The 22,970-nt window shown below is 45.0% G+C and carries 14 protein-coding genes and 2 pseudogenes; 8 read left to right on the top strand and 8 right to left on the bottom strand.

The features are described from left to right. The first annotated feature begins 40 nt into the window (after positions 1 to 40). Positions 41 to 715 (top strand): acetoacetate decarboxylase family protein, encoded by a 675-nt coding sequence (locus QUB66_RS08245; RefSeq protein WP_332967202.1) that lies wholly within the window; start codon positions 41 to 43, stop codon positions 713 to 715. 44 nt (positions 716 to 759) lie between these two features. Here QUB66_RS08245 and QUB66_RS08250 read toward each other — a convergent pair whose 3' ends face one another. Then, positions 760 to 1,239: an orange carotenoid protein N-terminal domain-containing protein gene (locus QUB66_RS08250; protein ID WP_332967201.1), complete on the bottom strand. Its 480-nt coding sequence runs from the start codon at positions 1,237 to 1,239 to the stop codon at positions 760 to 762. Positions 1,240 to 1,526: 287 nt separating this feature from the next. Between QUB66_RS08250 and QUB66_RS08255 the strand changes: the two genes are divergently transcribed. Beyond that, the gene (locus QUB66_RS08255; protein ID WP_332967199.1) at positions 1,527 to 2,117 is read left to right on the top strand and encodes a Uma2 family endonuclease; all 591 of its coding nucleotides are present in this window, start codon (positions 1,527 to 1,529) and stop codon (positions 2,115 to 2,117) included. An 82-nt stretch (positions 2,118 to 2,199) separates the two neighbouring features. Here QUB66_RS08255 and QUB66_RS08260 read toward each other — a convergent pair whose 3' ends face one another. The 3 genes and pseudogenes from QUB66_RS08260 to QUB66_RS08270 form a co-directional block, all read right to left on the bottom strand. Continuing rightward, positions 2,200 to 5,331 (bottom strand): MFS transporter, encoded by a 3,132-nt coding sequence (locus QUB66_RS08260; RefSeq protein ID WP_332967198.1) that lies wholly within the window; start codon positions 5,329 to 5,331, stop codon positions 2,200 to 2,202. A 365-nt stretch (positions 5,332 to 5,696) separates the two neighbouring features. Further along, positions 5,697 to 6,008, bottom strand: a pseudogene (locus tag QUB66_RS08265) (hypothetical protein); the annotation flags it as partial. Positions 6,009 to 6,065: 57 nt separating this feature from the next. Beyond that, positions 6,066 to 7,007: pseudogene (locus QUB66_RS08270) on the bottom strand (hypothetical protein). 273 nt (positions 7,008 to 7,280) lie between these two features. Between QUB66_RS08270 and QUB66_RS08275 the strand changes: the two are divergent. From QUB66_RS08275 to QUB66_RS08285, 3 genes are all read left to right on the top strand, one after another. Then, complete coding sequence (locus QUB66_RS08275; protein WP_332967196.1) at positions 7,281 to 9,086, top strand: proline--tRNA ligase; 1,806 nt, start codon at positions 7,281 to 7,283, stop codon at positions 9,084 to 9,086. Between the two features lie 89 nt (positions 9,087 to 9,175). After that, complete coding sequence (locus QUB66_RS08280; protein WP_332967194.1) at positions 9,176 to 12,148, top strand: adenylate/guanylate cyclase domain-containing protein; 2,973 nt, start codon at positions 9,176 to 9,178, stop codon at positions 12,146 to 12,148. A 151-nt stretch (positions 12,149 to 12,299) separates the two neighbouring features. Then, positions 12,300 to 14,363 carry an adenylate/guanylate cyclase domain-containing protein gene (locus tag QUB66_RS08285; RefSeq protein WP_332967193.1) on the top strand — a complete coding sequence of 688 codons (2,064 nt, stop codon included), beginning with the start codon at positions 12,300 to 12,302 and terminating at the stop codon, positions 14,361 to 14,363. A gap of 256 nt (positions 14,364 to 14,619) precedes the next feature. Here the strand turns inward: QUB66_RS08285 and rpmB are convergent, their stop codons facing one another. The 4 genes from rpmB to rppA all read right to left on the bottom strand — a co-directional run bounded on the left by rpmB (position 14,620) and on the right by rppA (position 19,347). Beyond that, the gene (rpmB, locus tag QUB66_RS08290) at positions 14,620 to 14,856 is read right to left on the bottom strand and encodes a 50S ribosomal protein L28 (RefSeq protein ID WP_265237677.1); all 237 of its coding nucleotides are present in this window, start codon (positions 14,854 to 14,856) and stop codon (positions 14,620 to 14,622) included. 84 nt (positions 14,857 to 14,940) lie between these two features. Then, positions 14,941 to 16,926 (bottom strand): molecular chaperone HtpG, encoded by a 1,986-nt coding sequence (htpG, locus tag QUB66_RS08295; protein WP_265237675.1) that lies wholly within the window; start codon positions 16,924 to 16,926, stop codon positions 14,941 to 14,943. A gap of 217 nt (positions 16,927 to 17,143) precedes the next feature. Beyond that, complete coding sequence (gene rppB / locus QUB66_RS08300; protein ID WP_332967191.1) at positions 17,144 to 18,475, bottom strand: two-component system sensor histidine kinase RppB; 1,332 nt, start codon at positions 18,473 to 18,475, stop codon at positions 17,144 to 17,146. A gap of 182 nt (positions 18,476 to 18,657) precedes the next feature. Beyond that, positions 18,658 to 19,347 carry a two-component system response regulator RppA gene (gene rppA, locus QUB66_RS08305; RefSeq protein ID WP_265237671.1) on the bottom strand — a complete coding sequence of 230 codons (690 nt, stop codon included), beginning with the start codon at positions 19,345 to 19,347 and terminating at the stop codon, positions 18,658 to 18,660. A 207-nt stretch (positions 19,348 to 19,554) separates the two neighbouring features. Between rppA and QUB66_RS08310 the strand changes: the two genes are divergently transcribed. From QUB66_RS08310 to QUB66_RS08320, 3 genes are all read left to right on the top strand, one after another. Next, on the top strand, positions 19,555 to 20,559 hold the full coding sequence (locus QUB66_RS08310) for a multicopper oxidase domain-containing protein (RefSeq protein ID WP_265237669.1): 1,005 nt from the start codon (positions 19,555 to 19,557) through the stop codon (positions 20,557 to 20,559). 162 nt (positions 20,560 to 20,721) lie between these two features. Beyond that, a complete protein-coding gene (locus tag QUB66_RS08315) occupies positions 20,722 to 21,753 on the top strand; it encodes a helix-hairpin-helix domain-containing protein (RefSeq protein WP_265237667.1) in 1,032 nt (343 codons plus the stop codon). A gap of 194 nt (positions 21,754 to 21,947) precedes the next feature. Further along, positions 21,948 to 22,904 carry an FTR1 family iron permease gene (locus QUB66_RS08320; RefSeq protein ID WP_332967189.1) on the top strand — a complete coding sequence of 319 codons (957 nt, stop codon included), beginning with the start codon at positions 21,948 to 21,950 and terminating at the stop codon, positions 22,902 to 22,904. The last annotated feature ends 66 nt before the right edge of the window (positions 22,905 to 22,970 follow it).

Consider the following 22,970-nt stretch of genomic DNA (forward strand, 5'->3'; position numbering starts at 1 on the left):
TAAGCTAAAATATAAAATATCCCACATAAAATCACTTAAAATGGTATATCCACCTGCACCTTGGAATTTGCAAGGTTATGCTATTCAGACTTTACAATTGCTAGATGTGGCACGGGTGCGTCCCTTGGTTCCCTCTGAGTTAGAAATAGTCTCTGTATTGCCAGGAAAAACCCTAGGTGGAGTTTATATATCCTCCTACGGGTTGGGTTCCATGATGGAGTACAATGAGTTAATTGTCGTAAGCGCGATCGCCAATTATGCAGGAAAATGGGGCGCTTGGATTTCCCACATCTATGTAGACAACCCTCACTCGGTAGCCGGCGGGCGCGAAATTTGGGGACTTCCTAAAGAATTAGCTCAATTTAGTTGGGAAGGAAACGATTCAGTAAAAGCAACACCGTTAGGCTACCGCGTCACAGTTAGCCAAGCCAACCGTCAACTGTGCAGTCTCAATTACAGCAAGCAAAGTTTAGCGCTACCTGTATCTTTTAGCGGAAATGTTTTCAGCGCATTAAGCAGCAATTTGCTCCTATTTAAAGGAGAATTTAACTCTCGAATCGGTTTGCTCAGGGGCGAATTAGAAATACCTGAAGATAGTCATTTTGCCAATTTAAACTTATCTCAGCCCTTGCTTACAGTTGGCTGCGAAGATATGCGTCTAATTGCAGGTGCGCCGGAAGTTGTGGGGAACAGAGCCGCACAATTCAGTTATTAGCTGGAATTTGTAGGGTGCGCAGTGCGCACCTCACTATACTAAAATTAAATGCCAGCCCCCGGAGCCGCTTCAGCACCCATTTCTAAAACTGTACCGCGCAGGAAATCAATTTGCTGCTGAAAATCCATGCCCTTAATTTTGGCTAATAAAGCATTTCCAGCTTCGGGAAGTTTATAGTCGGAAGGTACGGGAATAATTGTTCCTTCGTCCATTCCTACTGCCAGGAAATACCAAAAAGCCAGCTTGGTTTCCGGGCTCATCGAGCCGTACATCCGGCTGATTTCAGTATTGGCTTTTGAGGCAATGTCGCGCATTACTTGCAGTTGTTCTTTGTGGGCCAGCGGCTTGACTTGCTCGAACAAACCCTGAGCGATTTCGGAACCGGCAGCACCGGGAGCCGCTGGCGTGATTGACTTGCCCAATTCGGTGTAAACAAACCACAGCAAACCTAATTGATCGTCTACACTCAAGCTCTGAATTTCTGCTTTTCCTTGGTCGTAAGCGCTGGTCTTAGAAAATGTCATTGCAGTCTCCCAAATAATATGTATTGCTCAGTTTTCTTATTTTTGAGAAAACTTTTGTTTGCTACTTAGTTAAAATACCTAATAAATAATGATGCTAGAATCTTGCTTAAGACAGAGATGATCCCGGACATAAGTTTGGGGAGTAAATTCACAAAGATTGAGAAAATTTGCAACCAAAGGATGAGGCAAATTTGACAAGATTGTTGTTAGCTGTGTTCCTGATTAGCATTGTTTAGCCGATCGACGATCGCCTATAATCGCAACAGACCTGTATAGAGGTGGCTGTTATGTCGATCGCAACTGCAAAACGCTTCACCACAGAGGAATATCACCGCTTGACAGAAATGGGATTTTTTGCGGAGGACGAGCGAGTTGAGTTAATTAATGGAGAACTTGTGAAAATGGCAGCTAAAGGTACTGCTCATTCTGTTTGCGAGACACGCTTGGAACGCGAGTTATTTAAGCTGCTGGGAGAACGGGCGACACTGCGAGGGCAACAACCGATTATTTTACCGGATGACAGCGAACCAGAACCCGATCGCGCGATCGTGCAAAATCGCCCTGACGACTATCTATCCTCTCACCCCTGTCCAGCGGATATACTGTTGCTGATTGAGATTGCAGATTCTTCTTTAAGTTATGACAAACAGGTTAAGTTGCCCCTTTATGCGGCAGCGGAAATCTCTGACTATTGGATATTTAATTTATCACAAACTTGCTTGGAATGTTACAGCGAACCCTATCAGAATGCAACAGGTCAATTTGGTTATCGCAAGACACTGATTTTTCTGCCCAACGAGTCTGTTAATCTGCCTTGTTTTCACGACTTGGCGCTCGATTTATCGAGAGTGTTTCCGCCAACTGTGAATCCTGAATAATTTTGATATTATTCCCAAGAAAATAGGCTGACATAAAGCCAGCCTAGAATCAGGAGAATTTTGATTGAAACTTGTTGAAATTCTAGCTAAACAAACCGGAAATACCGCCCACTGCTATTGCTCCAGCCAGCGCCGAAACAACCACAGAAGTTAGAGCCGTACCGAACAGCCACCAAGCAGCAGTTGCTGCGGCTTCGCGCGCATCTTCTGCTTGCTGTTTGGTCTTTTTCTTGATATCTTTAATGCGTTTTTTGGCTTGCTCTTGCAGGCGTTCCGAGCGCGAAAGCACGCTGTCCCTGGCTCCTTCAATTTGGTCGATAATTTTGTTAGCTTGACCTTCTGAAATATCGGAGCGAGAGCTAATTACCGCCACTAAAGTACCGCGATCGAACTCACCTAAACGCTCTTTAATTGCGTCAAATCCGGCTTGCGGATCGTCAAATACTTTGCGGATGTCTCGTTTGATGCTTTCGTAATTAAGTTCAGGTCGATCGAGCGAATTGAGGTAATCCCGAATTTTCGCGAAAATACCGTCAATTGCTGACTGGAACTTGTCTTGCACCATTTGAATTTGTTCGACAAACTCGTTGCGGACTGATTCAATGCGATCGGCAATTTGGTTAGCTTCCTCTTCGGAAATGTCTTCCCGCTGCGACAGCAAGGCTACCAGCGTACCGCGATCGAAGTGCTTGAGCCGATCGCCCAAACTGTCCATCCCCATACCAGGTTCGCTAAACAGCAACTGTAAATCGCGCTTGATACCGTCAGGATTGAGTTCTTCCTTATCCGTATTCCGCAAGTAATTTTCCAAACTTCCTTGGAAATCCTTGACAGTTTTTTGAGCGCGAGATGCCAAACGACGGGGCGATTTCACGATGCTGCGAATCGAATCTTGCACGCGATCGATCGTCCGATTGATTTGTTCTTCGCTCAAATCGTCCCGCTGCGAAAGCAACTTAACCAAAGTTTCGCGATCGACCTGAGACAGCCTTTCCCGCAGCGCCAAAGCGCCTTCTTTAGGATTTTCAAACAATTTGGTCAAATCTCGATTCAGACCTTCAGGATCGAGTTCTTCCAGGTTGGTATTCCGCAGATACTCACCAATTTTCCCAGTAACTTCCTCGTACTGTTCCTTAGCTTTATCCGCCACTATTTGCGGTGCGTGAATAATGTTGTCGCGCACGGATTCGATTTTTGCGATCGCCCGATTGATCTGTTCTTCATTGAGGTCTTGGCGCTGCGACAGCAGTTGCACCAGCGTATCGCGATCGAATTGAGATAAGCGTTCTTTCAGCGCTTTAAATCCCGCTTCCGGGTCGTTTAACAGCGTTTGAAACTCGCGCTCGATCGCTTCAGGATTGAGTTCTTCCTTATTAGTATTACGGAGGTAATCCTCTACCTTTTGGCGTACTTCTTGTGCTTTTGATTTCGCTTGCTCTTGCAATTCTTGAGCTTTGGAAATTACTTGATCGCGCGAACTTTCCAACCGCCCGATTAACTGATCCGCTTCTTCAGGGCTGAAATCCTCCCGCTGACCGAGCAATTGTACCAAAGTATCGCGGTCAAATTGCGACAGGCGATCGCGCAAAGCCTCAAAACCAGAATCGCGATCGTCCAACAGCGCTTGGAAGTCCTTCTCGATACCTTCAGGATTCAATTCTTCCTTACCAGTCGATCGCAAATAATTCTCAATTCGGCTGCGTAAATCTTGAGACTGTTCCTCACCAGCAGCATCTCCAACAATTCCCAAAACTTCTTGACGAACACCTTCAAGCTGTTCGGCAATTTCCGCCGCCTGTTCCTGACTAAACCCCTCGCGGCGGCTCAAAATCCCTACAAAATACTCAGGATTAAACATCTCTAACTGGCGCAAAACCGCCCCCGGAGAAGCTTCGGGATCGTAAATAACATCCCTAAATTCCTGCTTAATAGTTTCTCGGTTGAGATGCCAAGGTTGAGTATTCAGCAAGTAATTTTCCACATCAGCCTTAGCTGTATTGAAAGGCAGCGCAGGCAATTTATCGCCTACCTTCTCGCTCAAAGACTTAGCTGTTTCCTTTCCTTTTGCAGTTAGTTGCTGCAACTGACCAGAGATTTTTTCAACATCCAAATCCGACAAATCAGTCCGCGACAAAACAGTACCCACAAGAGCTTCTACACCCAACTGCATCGCCCGGTTCATGCCCTCGCTGGACTCCGATTTGTTGTCCCGATTTTCCAGAATTTGAGACAATTTGGCATTGAGTTCGTCAGACTTCAGCAAATCGGGAGCCGCAAACTTGAGAAAATCCACTAACTCTAAATTCGGGTCTTTCTTTTCTTGCTGCTTGCCGAAGGTTTGCTTCCAAACGCCTTCGAGTTGGTCGGCAACTTGATTTATTTCATCTTGAGAAAAATCACTGCGGCTGCTAATTAAATCCACAAAAGTTTGCCGGTTAACATTCTTTAAAACATCGGTTCCTGCCAAAGATTTGATATCAGCATCCCCCAGCAACTTTTCAAATTGACCGCGAATTTCCTTGACATCCAGCTTCGGCAACTGCAAAGAACCCACATAATCTTGCAGTGTTTCGCGAATGCTCTCCGGGTCTACAGCCGAGCTCAATTCGCGGCGGACAGCAGCCACAGATGCTTCTACAGTATTGACCATTTGGTCGCTGGCTATCTTGCCGCCGATCGCCGAACTAGCAGTACCCATGACGCCTTGAATGCCTGAAAAAGCAGTTTTTATCAAGGAACCGATCATAGAACCGACGGCGCTAGAACCGAGCCATACCAGCGTTAAGAAGTACGCCGACCAAATGACCACACCAATAATTGCCGCTCCATCTACTGAGGAAATTGAAGTTAGTTTGACCGCCAGAAAACAAGCTAAGAATAAAGCTAGGTTAACTGTGACTAAAATCCAACCGCCGACTAAGCCTTCGATCTTGCGAACTTTCTTGCCCAAAGTTTCGGACTCATCATCATCGTCATCGTCGGGTAAAGCTTCGTCCCAGTTGGAGATTTTGGCGGCGATCGAGAAATTTGTCAACAAGAATTGGAAGCCAAAAGCCATGATGACTCCGGCGATTAATGCCACGAAAAACTGAGGGCTTAAAAACATTAGCCCTGCGATATCGGGGTGCTCAAATGGCACATCTATTTCTACTGGCATTTGGGCAATATTGAGTTTTGGACTGTACATCGACATTAATAACTCGCTTTCAAACATAAATTACCTCCTAAAGTTTGATGCCGAATTAGGCACATTGAAACTAGCCCTAACGTTTAAATAGGGGGATTGACATTTTTTAGATGGTGTTTTTTTCGTCAGGCTTTATCTTACGGAAGCCCTAATTCGTGAAATCAGGATGAATAGTAAATCAGTTCTTTAGTTATGTCATCCTTACTGCTGATTATGGCTCTGGAAGCGGCAAAATAAATCCCTCTAAAGTCAGAAATGAGTTGATTTGGGAGGAGTAGCCGTAGAGTTAGGCCAAAAAAGGCAAGTTTGATGCGGGGGCGATGGCTAGTAATTATGAATAGTAGTAAACTGGGATGCAGCGTACCCTACCTATCGTAGAGTGCGCTGGCTTTTTAGGATTCCGTTTGATTTTTAGGCTGAAAACGAGCTAATAATTGCGATCGATCTAGCTGCATAGTCAACCGCGTGCAATCATCGAGGGTTTCTAATTGAATCAAAGGCTCGATTATTTGAGCTAATTCTTCATCAATCTCGCCAAATCTCACTTGTAAAACACTCTCAACGATCAGGCGTTTAGCTTGCTCGATACCTTGCTCGATACCTTGCTGCATACCTTGCTCGATACCTCGCTGAGTTGCATCTTCAAGTCGTTGCAAATAAAGGGGTGACAGTTCCATAATCAACTCCCGATCTTCTCGATCTATAATAAACAGTCAAGTGATATTGAGCGCACCCTACATATCGTAGAGCGCGCTGCTGAGTTAGGATTCCGTTTGATTGTCAGGCAGAAAACGAGCTAGTAATTCAGTGCGATCTAGTTGCCTAATTAGTCGCGTGCGATCGAGGGGTTCTAGTTGGATCAAAGGCTCAATTATTTGAGCTAATTCTTCATCAATCTTGCCAAACTTCACTTGTAGCATACTCTCAACCATTAAGCGTTGACTGCGCTGGATACCTTCTTGGATACCTTCTTGCATACCTTGCTGGATACCTCGCTAAGTTGCATCTTCAAGTCGTTGCAAATAGAGGGGTGACAGTTCCATAATTAACTCCCGATCTTCTCGATCTGTGTCTTGACGGACTTCTAAAATCGTTCGCAAGTTGTACAACAATTCTAACGCGCTCAACTGAAATAAATTATCAGACGGTAATTCTCTCAATTCGGCAATAGCTTGCTTTTGCACGTTTCCCTTCCCCAAAATCCTCAGCCACAGCGTTTCGGGAGTGCGGGGCAGTTGGTGAATGGCAATGATCGCTGCTTTCAGAGACGGACTCAGAAAATAAACTCCATTTACCCAATTTTCTGGTTCGGGAATCGCTCCAAATCCAGCTAGCATGGTGTCGGAAACCGTCGGCGACAGTATCCAGAGTTGGGGCAAGTCTGCCTCTGCAATCCTGCTATTATCTCTAGTTGCGACTCGTTCATATTCGGCGTGGACATCAAATAGTTTGCCCAAACAACTACGAATTTCTCCGGTTTGAACTGGACTGCGGAATGGTTCCAATACAGCGGGTTTTGCTGCGATTTGACCCAAAATGCCGAGGGCCGTTGGTTCGACTTCTGGTTCCGCTTTTGGGGCAAAAAAAACGTCAATCTGCCTCACTTCTCCAGCAATGTCGCGGCTGGTTTCGACATTGCCGAGAGGGGTTAATAGTTCTTTGAGATATTGTTTTGCAAATTGGTCGTGGATGAATCTGGTCATGATAATTGTCAGCTATCAACTGTTTAAAAATCTCGCCCTCAACTCTTAACTCTTAACTGTCAACTGTCAACTGTCAACTGTCAACTGTTTTCATCTTTTAAAGCAATCCACTGAGATTGCAGAGTAGGAGAGTGACAATTATCATACGCTGTCATACCTTTTTGATAATTTTTCCAAATTTTGTTCATAGATTTAATCAAATCAGGCTGAGTTCTGATAATATCAGAAGTTAATCTGAGATTACAATCATCCGGTATTTTAAGGAAATTAGCTATGCGACTCTCTCAAATGCTTTTCGTCACCCTGCGGGAAGACCCCGCAGAAGCAGAAATTCCCAGCCACAAACTATTACTCCGTGCGGGATACATCCGGCGCATCGGGAGCGGCATTTACGCTTATCTACCTTTGATGTGGCGAGTTCTCAAAAAAGTCTCCCAAATTGTGCGGGAAGAAATGGATGCTACCGGCGCTCAAGAATGCCTTCTCCCGCAACTGCAACCTGCCGATTTGTGGCGGGAATCTGGTCGCTGGGATACCTACACTCAAGCTGAAGGTATCATGTTTTCTCTCACAGACCGTCGCGATACTGAATTGGGATTGGGCCCAACTCACGAAGAAGTGATTACTACAATTGCTAAAGATATGATTCGTTCCTATCGGCAGTTGCCTTTGCATCTCTATCAAATTCAAACTAAGTTTCGTGATGAAATTCGCCCGCGTTTTGGGTTGATGCGCGGTCGCGAGTTTATTATGAAAGATGGCTATTCTTTTCACACTAGCGAAGAAAGTTTGAAAAAAACTTATCAGGATATGGATCGAGCATACAGCAATATGCTGCGCCGTTCGGGTTTGGAATTCCGAGCAGTAGATGCCGATTCTGGTGCAATTGGTGGCTCTGGTTCTCAAGAGTTTATGGTGCTTGCAGAAGCTGGTGAGGATGAAGTTCTTTATACTGAAGACGGTCAGTATGCTGCTAATGTTGAGAAGGCTGTATCGATGCCTGCTGATGCTGAAAGTTCGCCCTTTGCAACTTTTGAAAAGCGGGAAACGCCGGGAACTGACACAATTGATAAACTTTGCAAGTTTTTGAAGTGTTCTTCGACGCAAGTTGTCAAAAATGTGCTTTATCAGGCTGTTTATGACAGCGGTATTACAGTTTTGGTATTGGTAAGCATTCGCGGCGACCAAGATGTGAATCAGGTAAAGTTGCTGAATGAATTAACTAAGTTGGCACCAAATTATCAAGCTAAAACAATTCTGTTTTTGACGGTTCCTGATGCGGAAGCTCAACGGAAATGGACGGCTAAATCTTTGCCTCTGGGTTATATGGCTCCCGATGTTGCTGATGATTATATTGCTGGGAGTAAGGAGGTAAATTCTAAGTTTTTGCGTTTGGTCGATCGCACTGCTGTCGATCTTACCAACTTTGTCACTGGTTCTAACGAGTCAGGATATCACGTTGTGGGAGCTAATTGGAATAAAGAATTTCCTCTACCTGCAACGGTTGTGGGCGTTAGAAGTGCCAAAAAGGGCGATCGGGCAATGCACAATCCCGAACAAACTTTGCAAAGCGCCAGAGGCATCGAAGTCGGCCACATCTTCCAATTAGGCACCAAATACTCCGAAGCGATGGGGGCTACCTACACCAACGAACAAGGCGAAGAAATGCCCTTTATCATGGGCTGCTACGGCGTTGGCGTGTCGCGGCTGGCTCAATCTGCCGTAGAACAATCCTACGACAAAGATGGGATTATCTGGCCAGTGGCGATCGCGCCGTATCACGCGATCATTAGCATCCCCAATATTTCCGATGCTCAACAAGTAGAAGTCGCCGAAAAACTCTACGCACAACTCAACAAATCTGGCATTGAAACATTACTAGATGACCGCGACGAACGAGCCGGAGTTAAATTCAAAGATGCCGATTTAATTGGCATTCCCTATCGAATTGTGACTGGCCGTTCCCTGAAAACAGGTAAAGTTGAAATTGTGGAAAGAGCAACTCACAAATCCCATGAAATTCTCATTGAGGAAGTTAATGCTACTTTAAAACAGTGGATTGAGGCAGCCCTCAAATAAGCCTTAATAACGGTAAGGTGCGCAGTGCGCAACGTATAGAGGTAAGGTGCGCAGTGCGCACCCTACATTAACGAGTAGTAAGGTGCGATATGAATCTGAATCTAAGTCAGTTTCTTCGATTTCCTCAATCCCGAATTTGGCGGTACTTAGCCCAAGTAACTGTCGTGGCGATCGCTTACGCCGTGGGGGCGAGGCTAGCATTTTCAATTCAAGGTGTCAGTCCCTTTGCTTCCTCGGTGTGGCCGCCCGCAGGCATTGCACAAGCCGGACTTTTATTGTTTGGTAGAAAAGTCTGGCCTGCGATTGTTTTGGGTATATTTTTACTCAATTTTGTTAACCCAAGTGAACAGATATTCGCGGTCTGGGTGGGAGGAAACCTCGGGGCAATTTTGCAAGCTGTGTTTGCAGTAACTGCGCTACGCTGGCTGGGGTTTCGTCCATCTCTAGAACGTTTGAAAGATGTAGTTAATTTAATCTTGTTTGGCGGGTTAATTTCCACTCAGATTAGTTGCACTATTGGCGCTTTTTCCCTATATTTACTAGGAAAAGTAGATTGGGTAGGCTATTTTTCTGCTCGCTGGAATTGGTGGTTGGGAGATACAATGGGAGTTTTGATTTTCACTCCGTTAATTCTCATATTCTTTCGCCCTAAAGTCACGGCAGACCGTTTAAAAAGACAAACAGAGAAACCGAAAAATTATCTAATTTGGCGGGGAGTATGGTTGATATTATTAATTGGGCTGAGCTGGTTTGTATTTGAGTCAAAAAATGACGCTTCTATTTCTCGCTATCCCCTTGAATATTTGCCGTTTCCCTTGATAATTTGGGCGGCGCTCCAATTCGGTCAGCGGGCCGCTGTTCTGGCCTCGTTAGTTGTCTCCATCATCGCAATTTTCGGCAGTTCTAATGGAGGTGGGCCATTTATAGCTAAAGCAGAAAATATTAGTCAGGCTATTTTATTTTTACAAGCTTTTATGGCTGTAGTTACGATTACTTCGCTGTTATTGGCAGCGACGGTAGCCGAACGCGCAGCCGCCGAAAATTCTCTGCGAGAAAGTGAAATTAAATATCGAGAGTTGGTTGAGAATGCTAACAGTATTATTGTCAAATTGGAGCCAAAAGGCACAATTATTTTTTTTAATGAGTTTGCTGAAATATTGTTTGGCTACAATCAGGAAGAAATCCTGGGGAAAAATGCAGTGGGAACAATTATTCCCCAAACCGACGACGAAGGGAATAACTTACAGTCGGTTTATAATGAAATTTTACAAAATCCCGATCGCTTTACTAACTATGAAAATGAAAATATCCGGCGCGACGGATCTCGCATTTGGGTAGCTTGGGCAAATAAACCGCTGTTTGATGCAGCGGGAGAACTCCAGGGCATCCTCTGCATCGGCACAGATATCACCGATCGCCGAAACGCTGAAATAGCCTTGCAAAAGCTGAATGAAAAGCTGGAAATCCGAGTTGCAGAGCGCACAAATGCCCTGAAACAAAGCGAACTTCAGCTACAGAAACAAAAATCGGCATTAATTGATTTAGCCAAAAATAAAGCGCTGAATCAAGGCGATTTAACCAAAGCGCTTCAAGAAATCACTGAGACTGCTAGCCGTACTCTGGAAGTTACCCGATCGAGTGTATGGTTGTACGATCGCCCTAAATCTAAGATGGAGTGCCTGGATTTGTTCGATCGCACCGCCAACCAGCACTCAAAGGGTATGGAATTAGCAGCAGCAGACTATCCTGTCTATTTTCAAGCACTGCGAGAAGAACGCGCAATTGCTGCCTTTGACGCGCAAAAAGATTTTAGAACTAGAGAATTTGAGGAATTTTACCTAATTCCCTTGGGCATCACTTCCATGCTAGATACCCCGATTCAAATAGGCGGAAAAATAGCAGGAATTCTCTGTTTGGAACACGTAGGAATGCCCCGCAATTGGACTATTGAAGAACAAAGTTTCGCTGTTTCTCTAACAGATTCTGTAACTTTCGCAGTGGAAGCGCGGGAACGCCAGCGCGCTGAAGCAGCGCTACGGCAAGCTGAGGCCAAATACCGCAGCATTTTTGAAAATGCGATCGTCGGGATATTTCAAACTACTCCAGATGGGGAATATCTCAGCATCAATCCTGCTTTGATTCGCATTTATGGTTACAGTTCTTGCGAGGAGTTGATGGCCAATTTAACTGATATCAACCGCCAGCTATATGTAGACCCAGAACAGCGCGCCGAAGTCATACAGTTAATGCGAACTAACGGCAAAGTATCGGATTTGGAATCTCAAGTTTACCGTCAAGATGGCAGTATAATTTGGATTGCCGAAAATGCTTATACTGTCTGCGATATACATGGAAATTTACTGTATTACGAAGGTACTGTTGAAGATATCACAACTCGCAAAGAAGCTGAGGCAGCTTTACGATTAGAACAAGAAAAATCCGATCGCCTCCTACTCAACGTTTTGCCGCAAGCGATCGCCGAAAGACTCAAACAAGACCAAAGCATCATCGCCGATACTTTTGCTGAAGTAACAGTATTGTTTGCGGATATAGTCGGTTTTACGCAAATTAGTTCCCAAATTTCTCCGCCGGAATTGGTTTCGTTGCTTAACGACATTTTTTCTACCTTCGATCGCCTAGCCCAAAAGCACGGATTGGAAAAAATTAAGACGATTGGTGACGCTTATATGGTAGTAGGAGGGCTGCCCGTGCCCCGCAGCGATCATGCAGAGGCGATCGCCCAAATGGCCCTGGATATGCAGCAGGCAATTATTGATTTCAGCCACACCCAAAATCAAGATGTCAGCATCAGAATCGGCATCAACAGCGGCCCGGTTGTCGCGGGAGTCATCGGGATTAAAAAATTCATCTACGATTTGTGGGGAGACACCGTTAACACCGCTTCCCGCATGGAATCCCACGGCTTACCGGGGTGCATCCAAGTCACATCTGCAACTTATGATATATTGCAGTACAAGTATGTATTTGAAAGTCGCGGCGCGATCGAAGTCAAAGGCAAAGGTGAAATGAACACTTATTTTCTCAAAGGCATTAAATTGTAAAATAAGGAAGAAGGAAGAAGGAAGAGGGAAGAAGGAAGAGGAAAAAAAGAGGGAAAAAGGAATAAACAATGTTCAGCTCATATTTGTGCAATTAATTAGATCCTAATCGTCTTAGCTGTTTGCATAGCTAATTAAAAATATAAAGCTGAGTATGAACCAAAACAAAAATCTGTTTCTGCGATTTGCTCAATCTATAAATTGGCAATACTTAGCAAAAATAGCTGCCGTTGCCTTTGTTTACGCTTTAGGAGCAAAAATAGCAGTTTCAATCCCAGGCGTAAATAAATTAGCTACCTGCGTCTGGCCGCCCGCAGGAATTGCACAAGCTGCAATGTTATTATTTGGTTGGCGCGTGTGGCCGGGAATAGCTTTAGGCGTATTTTTTTACGAGACTATTAACCTCAATGTATCGTTAACACTTGCAACAATAAGTGCCTTTTGCGCTTGTTTACAAGCTTTGTGCGCCTTTACCTTGCTGCAAAAATTCAAGTTTCGCCCGTCACTCGATCGGCTGATCGATGTAGTCAATTTAGTCTTTTACGGTGCTGTAGTTGCCACTCAAATAAACTGCACTCTCGGCACGCTGCGCCTGTGTGTAACTGGTCTAGTTGACTGGAGCGAATATTGGGCAATTCGGTGGAATTGGTATTTGGGAGACACCTTAGGAGTTTTAATTTTTACGCCATTGTTGCTGATTACATACCAAAAAATAGCGGTACGAAATCAAGCAAATACAGGCAATAAAAGAATTGCCAACCAAATCTGGCGCGGCATATGCTTGCTATTATTGGTAACAGTCAGTTGGCTAGTATATAACTCAAAAAGTGAAGGTAATATCTCCAGTTATCCCCTCGAATACTTGCCATTTCCTTTAGTCATTTGGGCAACGATTCAATTCGGCCAGCGCGGGGCTGTTTTAGCATCTTTTATTGTATCCAGTATCGCCATTTGGGGAGGTTCTCAGGGAGGTGGGCCGTTTATTGCCAAAGCGGAAAATATCAATCAAGCAATCTTATTTTTGCAGGCTTTTATGAGCGTAATTGTAGTTACATCGCTGCTGTTGGCTGCCACAGTGGCCGAACTCACATCAGCACAGGATTCGCTGCGGGAAAGCGAAATTAAGTATCGGGAATTAGTGGAAAATGCTAACAGCATTATTTTAAAATTAGATACGGAAGGTAATATTACTTTTTTTAACGAATTCTCACAGAAATTTTTTGGTTACAGGGAAGAAGAAATACTGGGTAAAAATGCTGTTGGTACAATTATTCCCCAGACAGATACAGCGGGAAATGACCTGACAGTATTATTGAGTCATATTTTAAAGCACCCGGAACAGTATACGACAAATGAACATGAAAGCATTCAGCGTAACGGCAATCGGGTTTGGGTATCGTGGGCAAATAAACCGCTGTTTGATGCGGCCGGAAAGTTCGTGGGACTGTTGGCAATCGGTACGGATATCACAGGCCGCAGGCTGGCTGAAATGGCGCTTTATAAGCTGAATGAAGAGTTGGAATTTAGAGTTGAAGAACGAACTAATGCTCTCAATGATACTTTAAGTGCACTGCGAGTTCAACAGGAACAATCAGAACGGTTGTTGTTAAATATTTTGCCTGAAGAAATAGCCAATCGGTTGAAGCAGGGAGATAGTACGATCGCAGATACTTTTGCTGATGTTACTGTCTTATTTGCGGATATCGTAGGTTTTACTCAATTGAGTGCGCGAGTTTCTCCAACAGAATTAGTTGCCTTGCTGAATGACATCTTTTCGACATTTGACAACCTAGCAGAAAGGCACGGTTTGGAAAAAATTAAGACGATTGGCGATGCTTATATGGTTGTTGGAGGGCTGCCAATTCCTCGCCCGGATCACGCAGAGGCGATCGCAGAAATGGCGATCGATATGCAGGAGGCAATTATTGACTTCAGCAAGACTCAAAATCAACATCTTAGTATCAGAATCGGCATCAACACTGGCCCGGTTGTCGCCGGAGTCATCGGCATTAAAAAATTTATTTACGATTTGTGGGGAGACACCGTTAACACGGCTTCCCGCATGGAATCTCACGGCTTGCCGGGAAGCATTCACGTCACAGCGACAACTTATCAGCAATTGCAGGACAAGTATGTTTTTGAAAGTCGCGGTGCGATCGAAGTTAAAGGCAAAGGCAAGATGACTACTTATTTACTACAATGCAGAAAATGGATCTAATCTCAATACGGATAGGACGTACGGTTGAAACCGCGCCTACAAAAACCAAGTCCGCCTCCGCGGACTGAAGAAAATAAGGTAATTTCAACCAATTGGTCTTTAACCCCTCTGAGCTCGGGTTTGGTCTGTATAGAAGCGGTTTCAACCGCCCGATCTTTTGAACCGTATTGGGCGATAATCTATGTTTTTCTCTAAAAGTAAGGGCGATCGCACTTTTAATTTACACGATCGCCCTTTTCTCAATTAACAAAGTTTTTTACAGCTTGAAAAGGTTAATACCAGCTTTCTTCGCCATTACTTCTAAACCCTTGTGTTCCAAGGTTTTAATCGCCTTCGTAGAAAGATGTAATTTTACCCAGCGCTTCTCCTGCGGCCACCAAATGCGCTTCCACTGCAAATTTGCTTCTTGCAACTTGTGAGTGCGGTGGTGCGAGTGAGAAACCGCAAAACCGTTATTCGCCTTCTTGCCCGTTAGCTGACATTTCCGTGACATATTGCCCTCCAGATTACCGTTTTTTGATGCAGCCTCTCATTATATAGCAATGACAAGGCGCGCAATGCGCGCCCACTTGCAAGATTACATTGCACGTTCAGTCAATTTTGTCAACACTTGATTCGATCGCTCGACAAACTCCTGCATCCCTTCAGCATCGAAACCCTTCTGGGCCATCAAAGCCAAGTCATAAACGTGGTGACAAATCATACTCGCCAACTGCGCCGACGGAGACTCGCCACCGTCTTGAATAATCGCACCCTGGCTCAAACTTGCCAGATTTTGAATCAGCGGGTGAGACGTATTCACCAGCAAAACGTGTTCATCGGGGAATTCGGCCGCTTGCTGCTGTAAAAGCGCCGTCATATCGCGCATCCGGCGCAAAGCTTCCGGTAAAAGGACGATCGCAGGTGGCGCACCCTCAGTAGAGTCAGACTTCAAAGCTTCAGTGCGAATGTTCACTTTCGGCTTATTGAGAGCCTTTTGGAACATTTCTTTAACTTGTTCACTACGAGTTTTGTTAGTTGTCGGATCGACAATTTCCGCTTCTTTTTCTTTGTCAATTAGCGTGTCGTCAATGTCAGAATCAACCCGCGAGAATTTGACATCTGAATGTTCTCTTTCTAAGAAACTCACAAAGTGCGTGTCAATGAAAGAATCCATAAACAGCACTTCTAAACCTTGACTTTTGTGCAGTGCGACGTAAGTTGCTTGAGACGCAGGTTCTGTGCAGTAAAACACGCGATTTTCGTGACGTGTTTGATTGCGTTCCAAATACTCTTTCAGCGTCGTGTAAGGCTGCGTCGAAGAACTGTCCGATTTCGGAGTTACATCTTGCCACAAATCTCCGTCCTCAGTTTGCACCTGCACTTCTGGGGTGGTAGTTTCTGGCTTTTCTACTGTCGGCTCGTAGGTGCTGCGGTAGATTAAGATATCTTCGACTTGCTTTTTAAACTTGTCATCGTTGAGGGCTCCAAACTTGACAAAAGTGCCGATATCTTGCCAGCAACGGATGTACTCGTTGCGGTCATCGCGGTAAAGTTCCTTCAGGCGATCGCCCACTTTTTTCGCAATATAGTCAGCGATTCTTCGCACTGTGCGATTGCTTTGCAAAGAACTGCGAGAAACGTTCAGCGGAATATCGGTACTGTCAATGACTCCCCGCAGCGGCATCAAAAATTTCGGGATAATTTCTTCGCAGTGATCGCTGACAAAAACCTGGTTGGAAAATAGCTTAATATTGCCTTGGGTGACATCGACATCCGGCCGCAGTTTCGGAAAGAAAAGAATTCCGTTGACAATGAAAGGATAATCTGTATTCAGGTGTACCCAAAGCAGCGGCTCATCTTGGTATGGGTAAAGGTAGCGGTACAGTTCTAAGTAATCTTCTTTTTGTAAATTGCTGGCTGATTCCCGCCAGATTGCTTTGTCCTTGTTGAGTGCCTCTCCCTCAAATTTGATGGGAACCGGCATGAAATCGCAGTAGGTTTTGATTAACTGCTTGATGCGGGTGGCATCTACATACTCTTGTTCTTCATCTTGGAGTGTCAGAGTAATGGTAGTACCGCGTTCTGTGCGGGCAGATTCTGATAGTTCAAAAGCGGGAGAACCGTCGCAAGACCAGTGTACTGCTTGGGAGCCTTCTTTGTAGGAAAGAGTATCAATGTCTACTTGCTTTGCTACCATGAAAGATGAGTAGAAACCGAGACCAAAGTGACCGATAATTGCGTCGTCGCCGCTGCCTTGGTATTTTTGAATAAATTCTTCGGCGCTGGAGAAAGCGACTTGGTTGATGTATTTTTTTACCTCGTCGGCGGTCATGCCGATGCCGTTATCGGTAATCGAGAGGGTTTTGTTTTCAGTATCAATGACAATGTTGATTTGTGGTTCGCCAATGTCGTCGCTGTATTCGCCGGAACGGGAAACCATTTTGAGTTTGGCTATGGCATCGACGGCGTTAGAAATTAGTTCCCGCAAGAAGACTTCGTGGTCGGTGTATAGCGACTTCTTGATAATCGGGAAAATATTCTCGGTATGGATGGAGATTGTTCCCTGTTCTAAAACTGTCATAGTTTTTCTGTGTGGTAGTTTTTAGGAATCAGTAGTCAGTAGTTATTAGTTATTAGTTATTAGTTAGTGGTTATTCGTTGTTATATCCAACAACTATCAACTGTCAACTGTCAACTGTCAACTGATTACTGACTACTTAATAATTTTCGGCGATCGCGCTATCTTCTGCAAAAGGGATTACCCTAAAAAGATGATTCGGTTTCCCTCACATAGTACCTTACAAAGGCAACCGCAGGACAAAGGTGCTGCCGAAACCCAATTCGCTGCGGGCGCTGAGGCTGCCGCGGTGGGCGCGGGCGATGGTTTGGGCGATCGCCAATCCGAGTCCCGATCCGCCGGTATGGCGCGATCGATCGCTATTAACTCGGTAAAATCGATCGAATATGCGCGCTAAATCTGCCGCCGCTATCCCAATCCCGGTATCTTGAACCTGAATGATCGCCTCTTGGTGACTGGAATCTAAGATAACTGTGACTTTTCCGCCAGCCGGAGTGTATTGAATGGCATTCACAATTAAATTAGTAACCAGACGGTAAAGTCGATCGGCATCTCCGACAACATTCAACTGCTGCTGTACGCGCATTTCGGATGTTAGCGCTACCTCGGAGGCGATCGCCAAAGCCGCCAATTCCTCGACTAAATCGCTAACCAAGTCATTCAAACAACAAAGCTGAGGGCGATCGGCGATCGCTTGAGAGTCCATCCGCGCCAACAGCAACAAATCAGCCACTAACTGAGTCAATCGTCGGTTTTGGCGATCGACAGTTCGCAAAACTTCCCGCGCTTCTTTCTCATCCAATGCTGGCATCAACAGGGCTGATTCTACTGTTGCTTGGGATGCCGCTAAAGGTGTTCGTAATTCGTGGGCAGCATCCGCCGTAAACTGTTGGATTTGTCGGTAGGAAGAATAAATCGGTTTCATTGCCAATCCAGCCAGCCACCAACTAGAAAAGCCTACCAAAATTAACGCTGTCGGCAATCCCAATTTCAAAATTAATCTCACTGTACTTAGATAACTATTGAAATCTTGCAAACTTCGCCCTACTTGAAAATATCCCCAATCTTGCTGTGTTCTAGTGTGCAGCGATACAGAAATTTGGTGATAAATATTGCCTTGGCTGTCAGCGATCGTTTGCCAGTGTTGCGAGTTAAATGTCGGCGGCAATGCTTCGGGATAAGCGCCTGCTGTTGCAATCAATTTTTTTGAATTATCAAATAAACGGATATAGTAATAGCTTTGGTTAATCGCGCTTAAAATATGGCGATGGGGCAACTTTTCTTTAAGGCCGTTAACTCCAATTACGCGGAGGTTTGGCAAAAGTTCATTGACGATTGGTTCCAAGCGTCCTGGCTGCTGTAGCTTGATTTCGAGGCTGTCGTGGAGTGTCCCCGCTACCGATTCTAGTTCGCGATCTATGGCGATCCAGTGCGCGTGGGCGATTGCCTTATACACGCCAAATCCCAACAAGCTTAAAATCAAACCCATTACTGCGGCATAGGAAATGGCTAATTGCGATCGAGTTCGATTAAATAGTTTGTTTTGATTCACATTTCATAATTTGGCATTGGGCATTGGGCATTGAGCATTGGGCATTGGGCATTGAGCATTGGGCATTGGGCATTGAGAATTGGTAATTGGTAGTTGAGCCTGATGTTTTTTTGTGAACCGCATACAACGCAGAGTTTCTGTTTCTTTAGGGGCGGTACTCGTGTCCGCCCTCCGGGTTTCTTTCAATTTCTCATCCGATATCCAACACCGTGGACAGTTTCAATTAAATTCGCGCAGCCAACTGATTCGAGTTTGCGCCGCAGCAAGCGCACTTGAGCGGCTACTACATTGCTAAAGGTATCTGCGCTGGCTTCCCATATCTGATTCCGAATTTGGTCGGTTGTGACAATTTGGTTCGGATGTTTCATGAAATATTCTAGCAGTTGAAATTCTTTGTTAGTCAGCGAAATTGTCTGGTTTGTGCCGTTTTGATTCAGATGACAAGCCGTGCGATTCCCGCAATCTAAGGCGAGATTTCCAATTTGTAGCTGTTGAGGCTGTATTTGGGGCGATCGCCTTTGTAATGCGCGCAACCTTGCTAACAGTTCCGCCATCCCGAAAGGCTTGACCAAATAATCGTCAGCCCCCGCATCCAATCCCGCGACTTTATCTTCCATCCTGTCTTTGGCTGTCAGCATCAAAACTGGCAAAAAACTATGTTTTGCGCGCAATCTTCGCAGTAGTTCTATTCCCGACAATCCCGGAAGCAACCAGTCAAAAATGGCTAGGGTGTATTGTGTCCACTGACTGTCTAGATATTCCCAAGCTTCATTTCCGTCCTGGGCCCAGTCAACTATGTATTTTTCTTGCTTCAAAGTGCGATCGATCGCTTTTCCTAAATCTGGCTCGTCTTCAACTAGCAAAATTCTCATAAGATTAATTTACAGCAGTCAATCTGTATACATTGTTAGCTGCCGCCAGCGCCAACCCCCAATATATAAGTTGACACACTTAAATGAAATCAGTATGAAATCTCTTGAGTTCGCATAAAAAAATAACAATTGACAAAAATTGACAATAAGCTGGAAATGTCTTATACTCGAATGCAGCCCAAATTTTGACAATTATTATCAAGAAGTATGGCAGACTTATCCGATCGCTCCGCGATGAAAAAGCCGGGGCACTGGACTCGCCGCCAACTCCTACAGCTAGGAATAGGTGGTGCTGGGGTAGCGGGCGCAGCGATCGCACTGCAAAATTTTACCCAAAGGCGATCGGCTGCGGCGAGAATACCACCAATGGCTGCCGATCCAGTCGCAGCTAGCACGATCAACCCGATGCAAATTGCGCGGGATTTCGATTACGGCACGGTGACGCGGGAAAACGGGCGCACGGTGCGCGAATTTCGCATGGAAGCTAACACATCGATCGTCCAGCTTAACAGCGCCGTTAGTTTCAACACCTGGAATGTGAACAATCGCGTGCCGGGGCCGACATTGAGAGCAACTGAGGGCGATCGCATCCGCGTCATTTTTTCTAACAAAGCGGGACATTCTCACTCACTGCACTTTCACGGCGTTCATCCTACAGAAATGGATGGCGTTAAACCGATCAGAAACGGCGCTGCATTTATATATGAATTTGACGCACTTCCCTACGGGCTGCATCTATATCACTGTCACGTTGCACCCGTAACGCGCCACATCGGTAAAGGACTTTATGGAATGTTCATTATCGATCCGCCAAAACCCCGCCCTCCGGCAGACGAAATCCTGTTAATCATGGGAGGATACGACGTAAACGATGACGAAAAAAATGAACTTTACGCTTTTAACGGGATGCCAAATTATTACATGAACAACCCGATTCAAATTTACAAAAATCAGCTTATCCGGCTGTATGTAATGAACATGATTGAGTATGAATCGGCAGTGACTTTTCACCTGCACGCCAATTTTTTTGACGTATATCGTACGGGAATGACTTTAACTCCCAGCGAGAAAACAGATGTCATTACAATGGGAGTAGCTGAACGACATATTTTAGAATTTAGCTACGGCTACGGCGGAAAATATATGTTTCATCCCCATCAAGATGCGATCGCCGAAGCAGGCTGCATGGGTTTATTTGAAGTCATCGCTTAACCCAAATCGCGATCGATCTGCGTCTATTTAAGTTAAGAAAATCTTAAATTATCTACCCAAATTTATCATAAATAGGTAGAATCATTAACTCGCAAATAATTAAGAAACTTTCTTGATAACAGGCGAGTCCTACTGCACCTAACCAAAAAATCATCAACTGCCATGTTACCATCCTTTCGCCAATTACCCACAGCCGCCGCTACAGCAATCCTCGTTGCTTTGACTGGTTGCGTTTCCACCCCCACCGCCAGCAACACCGGCAGCACCGCCTCACCCACCGCCACTGCTAGTCCCGCAGCAACAAGCGGCCACAGCATGAATCACAGCGGCAAAGGCGGAATTAACATTAATACCGCCATTCTTTCGGAGTTAGATAAACTCGAAGCCAAGTTAGGAATCCCGGCACTTTCTAACAAAATTCAAGCCAGCCGCCCCTACGGAAAAACAGAAGAATTGGTCTCAAAAAATGTCATCAATCAAGCCCAATTCGACCAAATTAAAGACATGGTGACTATTGAAGATGTCGTCCTCACAGGGGAAGCCAAAGATGTAGACTACATGACTAAACTCGGCTTGATGAAAGGGCATCTTTTTGTAGCCAAAGAACTCTTGGATGCAGGCAAACCAGACCAAGCCGAACCGCACATCGGTCACCCGGTAGAAGAAATTTATGCCGACGTAGAAGACCAGCTAAACGAGCGAAAAGTTCCCGAATTTAAGACAACTTTAATTAAATTGCAGGATTTAATTAAAGCGGGTGCAAAAGATCCGGCTCAAGTAAATGCAGAATTTAATACATCAATGCAAGCTGTAGATGGAGCAATTGCCGCCCTTCCCGAAGCGCAGCGCCAAGATCCGAAATTCGTATTGCAAGTGATTAACGGCTTGCTAGATACAGCTAATTCCGAATACGGAGCGGCAGTTGCTAACGGCAAAATTTCCGCAGTTATTGAATACCAAGATTCGCGGGGTTTCGTCATGTACGCGGAAATGCTGTACCAAAATATTGCCGCTCAAGTGGCTAAAACTAACCCGGATATCGACAAAGCAATTGTTGCCAACATGACTGAACTTAAGGCAAATTGGCCAACTGCGATCGCGCCGCCAGCCCCGATAAAAACCACCGAACAAGTCGCCTTGCTAATTAAGACGATCGAGAACGACAGCCAAAAAGTTCTCAAACCCGCATCCTAAAAGATAGTCCTCGACGCACGGGTAGCTAGAAACCGGGTTTTTCAACCCAAATATTTGCCCAAAACCTTCAATAAGAGTCAAAAAACCCGGTTTCTTTGCTTTGATGCGTAAGTTTTGAATAATTAACTCAAACCGCCAACGGTAATTGGATAAAAATATACCAATTACCTCCACATATTACCTTAACTAAAAAGATGAATTTTAGCGAAGCATTGCCCACATTTGTAATTACTCTCCGCGAAGGAGTGGAAGCAGCATTAGTTGTCGGAATCGTTCTAGCTTGCCTCAAAAAATCGGGACAAAGTTATTTAAATCCTTGGGTTTTCGGCGGTGTCGCCGTCGGACTTATTGCCAGCGCTTTGATAGGTGTACTGTTCGGCTGGACTATTCAAATTTTGTCCGCATCCAATCAGCCCTTTGCACCAATTATGGAATCTCTGCTAGAGGCAAGTTTTGGAGTTTTAGCAATAGCAATGCTGAGCTGGATGCTGCTCTGGATGACCAAGCAAGCGCGATTTATGAAAGCCGAAGTTGAAGGCGCAGTAAGTGCTGCCTTAACGCAAAACTCTCATGCCGGTTGGGGCGTATTTAGTTTAGTTTTAATTGCCGTTTTGCGCGAAGGATTTGAAACCGTTTTGTTTGTCGTCGCTAAGTTTCAACAAGGCATTCTTCCAGCCATCGGCGCTTTGGGAGGAATACTTTCAGCCGCCGGAGTTGGCGTGCTGCTGTTTAAATGGGGAGTGAAAATTAATATCCGCTTGTTTTTTAAGTATATGGGCATTTTATTGCTCTTCATTGTAGCGGGTTTAGTGGTATCTACTTTAGGATTATTTGACAGCGCGGTGAATATTTTATCGCAAGCAAATCGCGAGTCAGCAGGGATGTGTTTCTATTACGAAAGATTTGCCAAAGTACACTCTTGCATTCTCGGCCCGATGGTTTGGAATACCTCGAAAGTGCTTCCCGAAGAAAAGTTTCCCGGTTTGTTGCTGAGCGCGATGTTTGGCTACACTGACAAGCTTTATTTGGTGCAGGGCCTTGCTTATTTCGCGTTCTTAATGACCGTTGGCGGGATTTATTTTCAAAGTTTGGGCGGTCGAGTCTTTTTTCCATTCAAATCAAAAAACAGCAGTAACGAAATAGGAAATTAAGTGCAAACAACAGGGTGCATCTATCTAGCAACTTAAAATTAGTGAGATTTAAACCCAATTCAAATT

Source organism: Microcoleus sp. A2-C3 (assembly GCF_036706065.1).
Taxonomy (GTDB): Bacteria; Cyanobacteriota; Cyanobacteriia; order Cyanobacteriales; family Microcoleaceae; genus Microcoleus.

Coding starts and splice junctions, on each gene's coding strand:
- QUB66_RS08315 (WP_265237667.1), top strand. CDS start 20,722: ATGTTACCATCCTTTCGCCAATTACCCACAGCCGCCGCTACAGCAATC.
- QUB66_RS08310 (WP_265237669.1), top strand. CDS start 19,555: ATGGCAGACTTATCCGATCGCTCCGCGATGAAAAAGCCGGGGCACTGG.
- rppA (WP_265237671.1), bottom strand. CDS start 19,347: ATGAGAATTTTGCTAGTTGAAGACGAGCCAGATTTAGGAAAAGCGATC.
- QUB66_RS08255 (WP_332967199.1), top strand. CDS start 1,527: ATGTCGATCGCAACTGCAAAACGCTTCACCACAGAGGAATATCACCGC.
- QUB66_RS08275 (WP_332967196.1), top strand. CDS start 7,281: ATGCGACTCTCTCAAATGCTTTTCGTCACCCTGCGGGAAGACCCCGCA.
- QUB66_RS08250 (WP_332967201.1), bottom strand. CDS start 1,239: ATGACATTTTCTAAGACCAGCGCTTACGACCAAGGAAAAGCAGAAATT.
- QUB66_RS08260 (WP_332967198.1), bottom strand. CDS start 5,331: ATGTTTGAAAGCGAGTTATTAATGTCGATGTACAGTCCAAAACTCAAT.
- QUB66_RS08280 (WP_332967194.1), top strand. CDS start 9,176: ATGAATCTGAATCTAAGTCAGTTTCTTCGATTTCCTCAATCCCGAATT.
- QUB66_RS08285 (WP_332967193.1), top strand. CDS start 12,300: ATGAACCAAAACAAAAATCTGTTTCTGCGATTTGCTCAATCTATAAAT.
- htpG (WP_265237675.1), bottom strand. CDS start 16,926: ATGACAGTTTTAGAACAGGGAACAATCTCCATCCATACCGAGAATATT.
- QUB66_RS08320 (WP_332967189.1), top strand. CDS start 21,948: ATGAATTTTAGCGAAGCATTGCCCACATTTGTAATTACTCTCCGCGAA.
- QUB66_RS08245 (WP_332967202.1), top strand. CDS start 41: ATGGTATATCCACCTGCACCTTGGAATTTGCAAGGTTATGCTATTCAG.
- rpmB (WP_265237677.1), bottom strand. CDS start 14,856: ATGTCACGGAAATGTCAGCTAACGGGCAAGAAGGCGAATAACGGTTTT.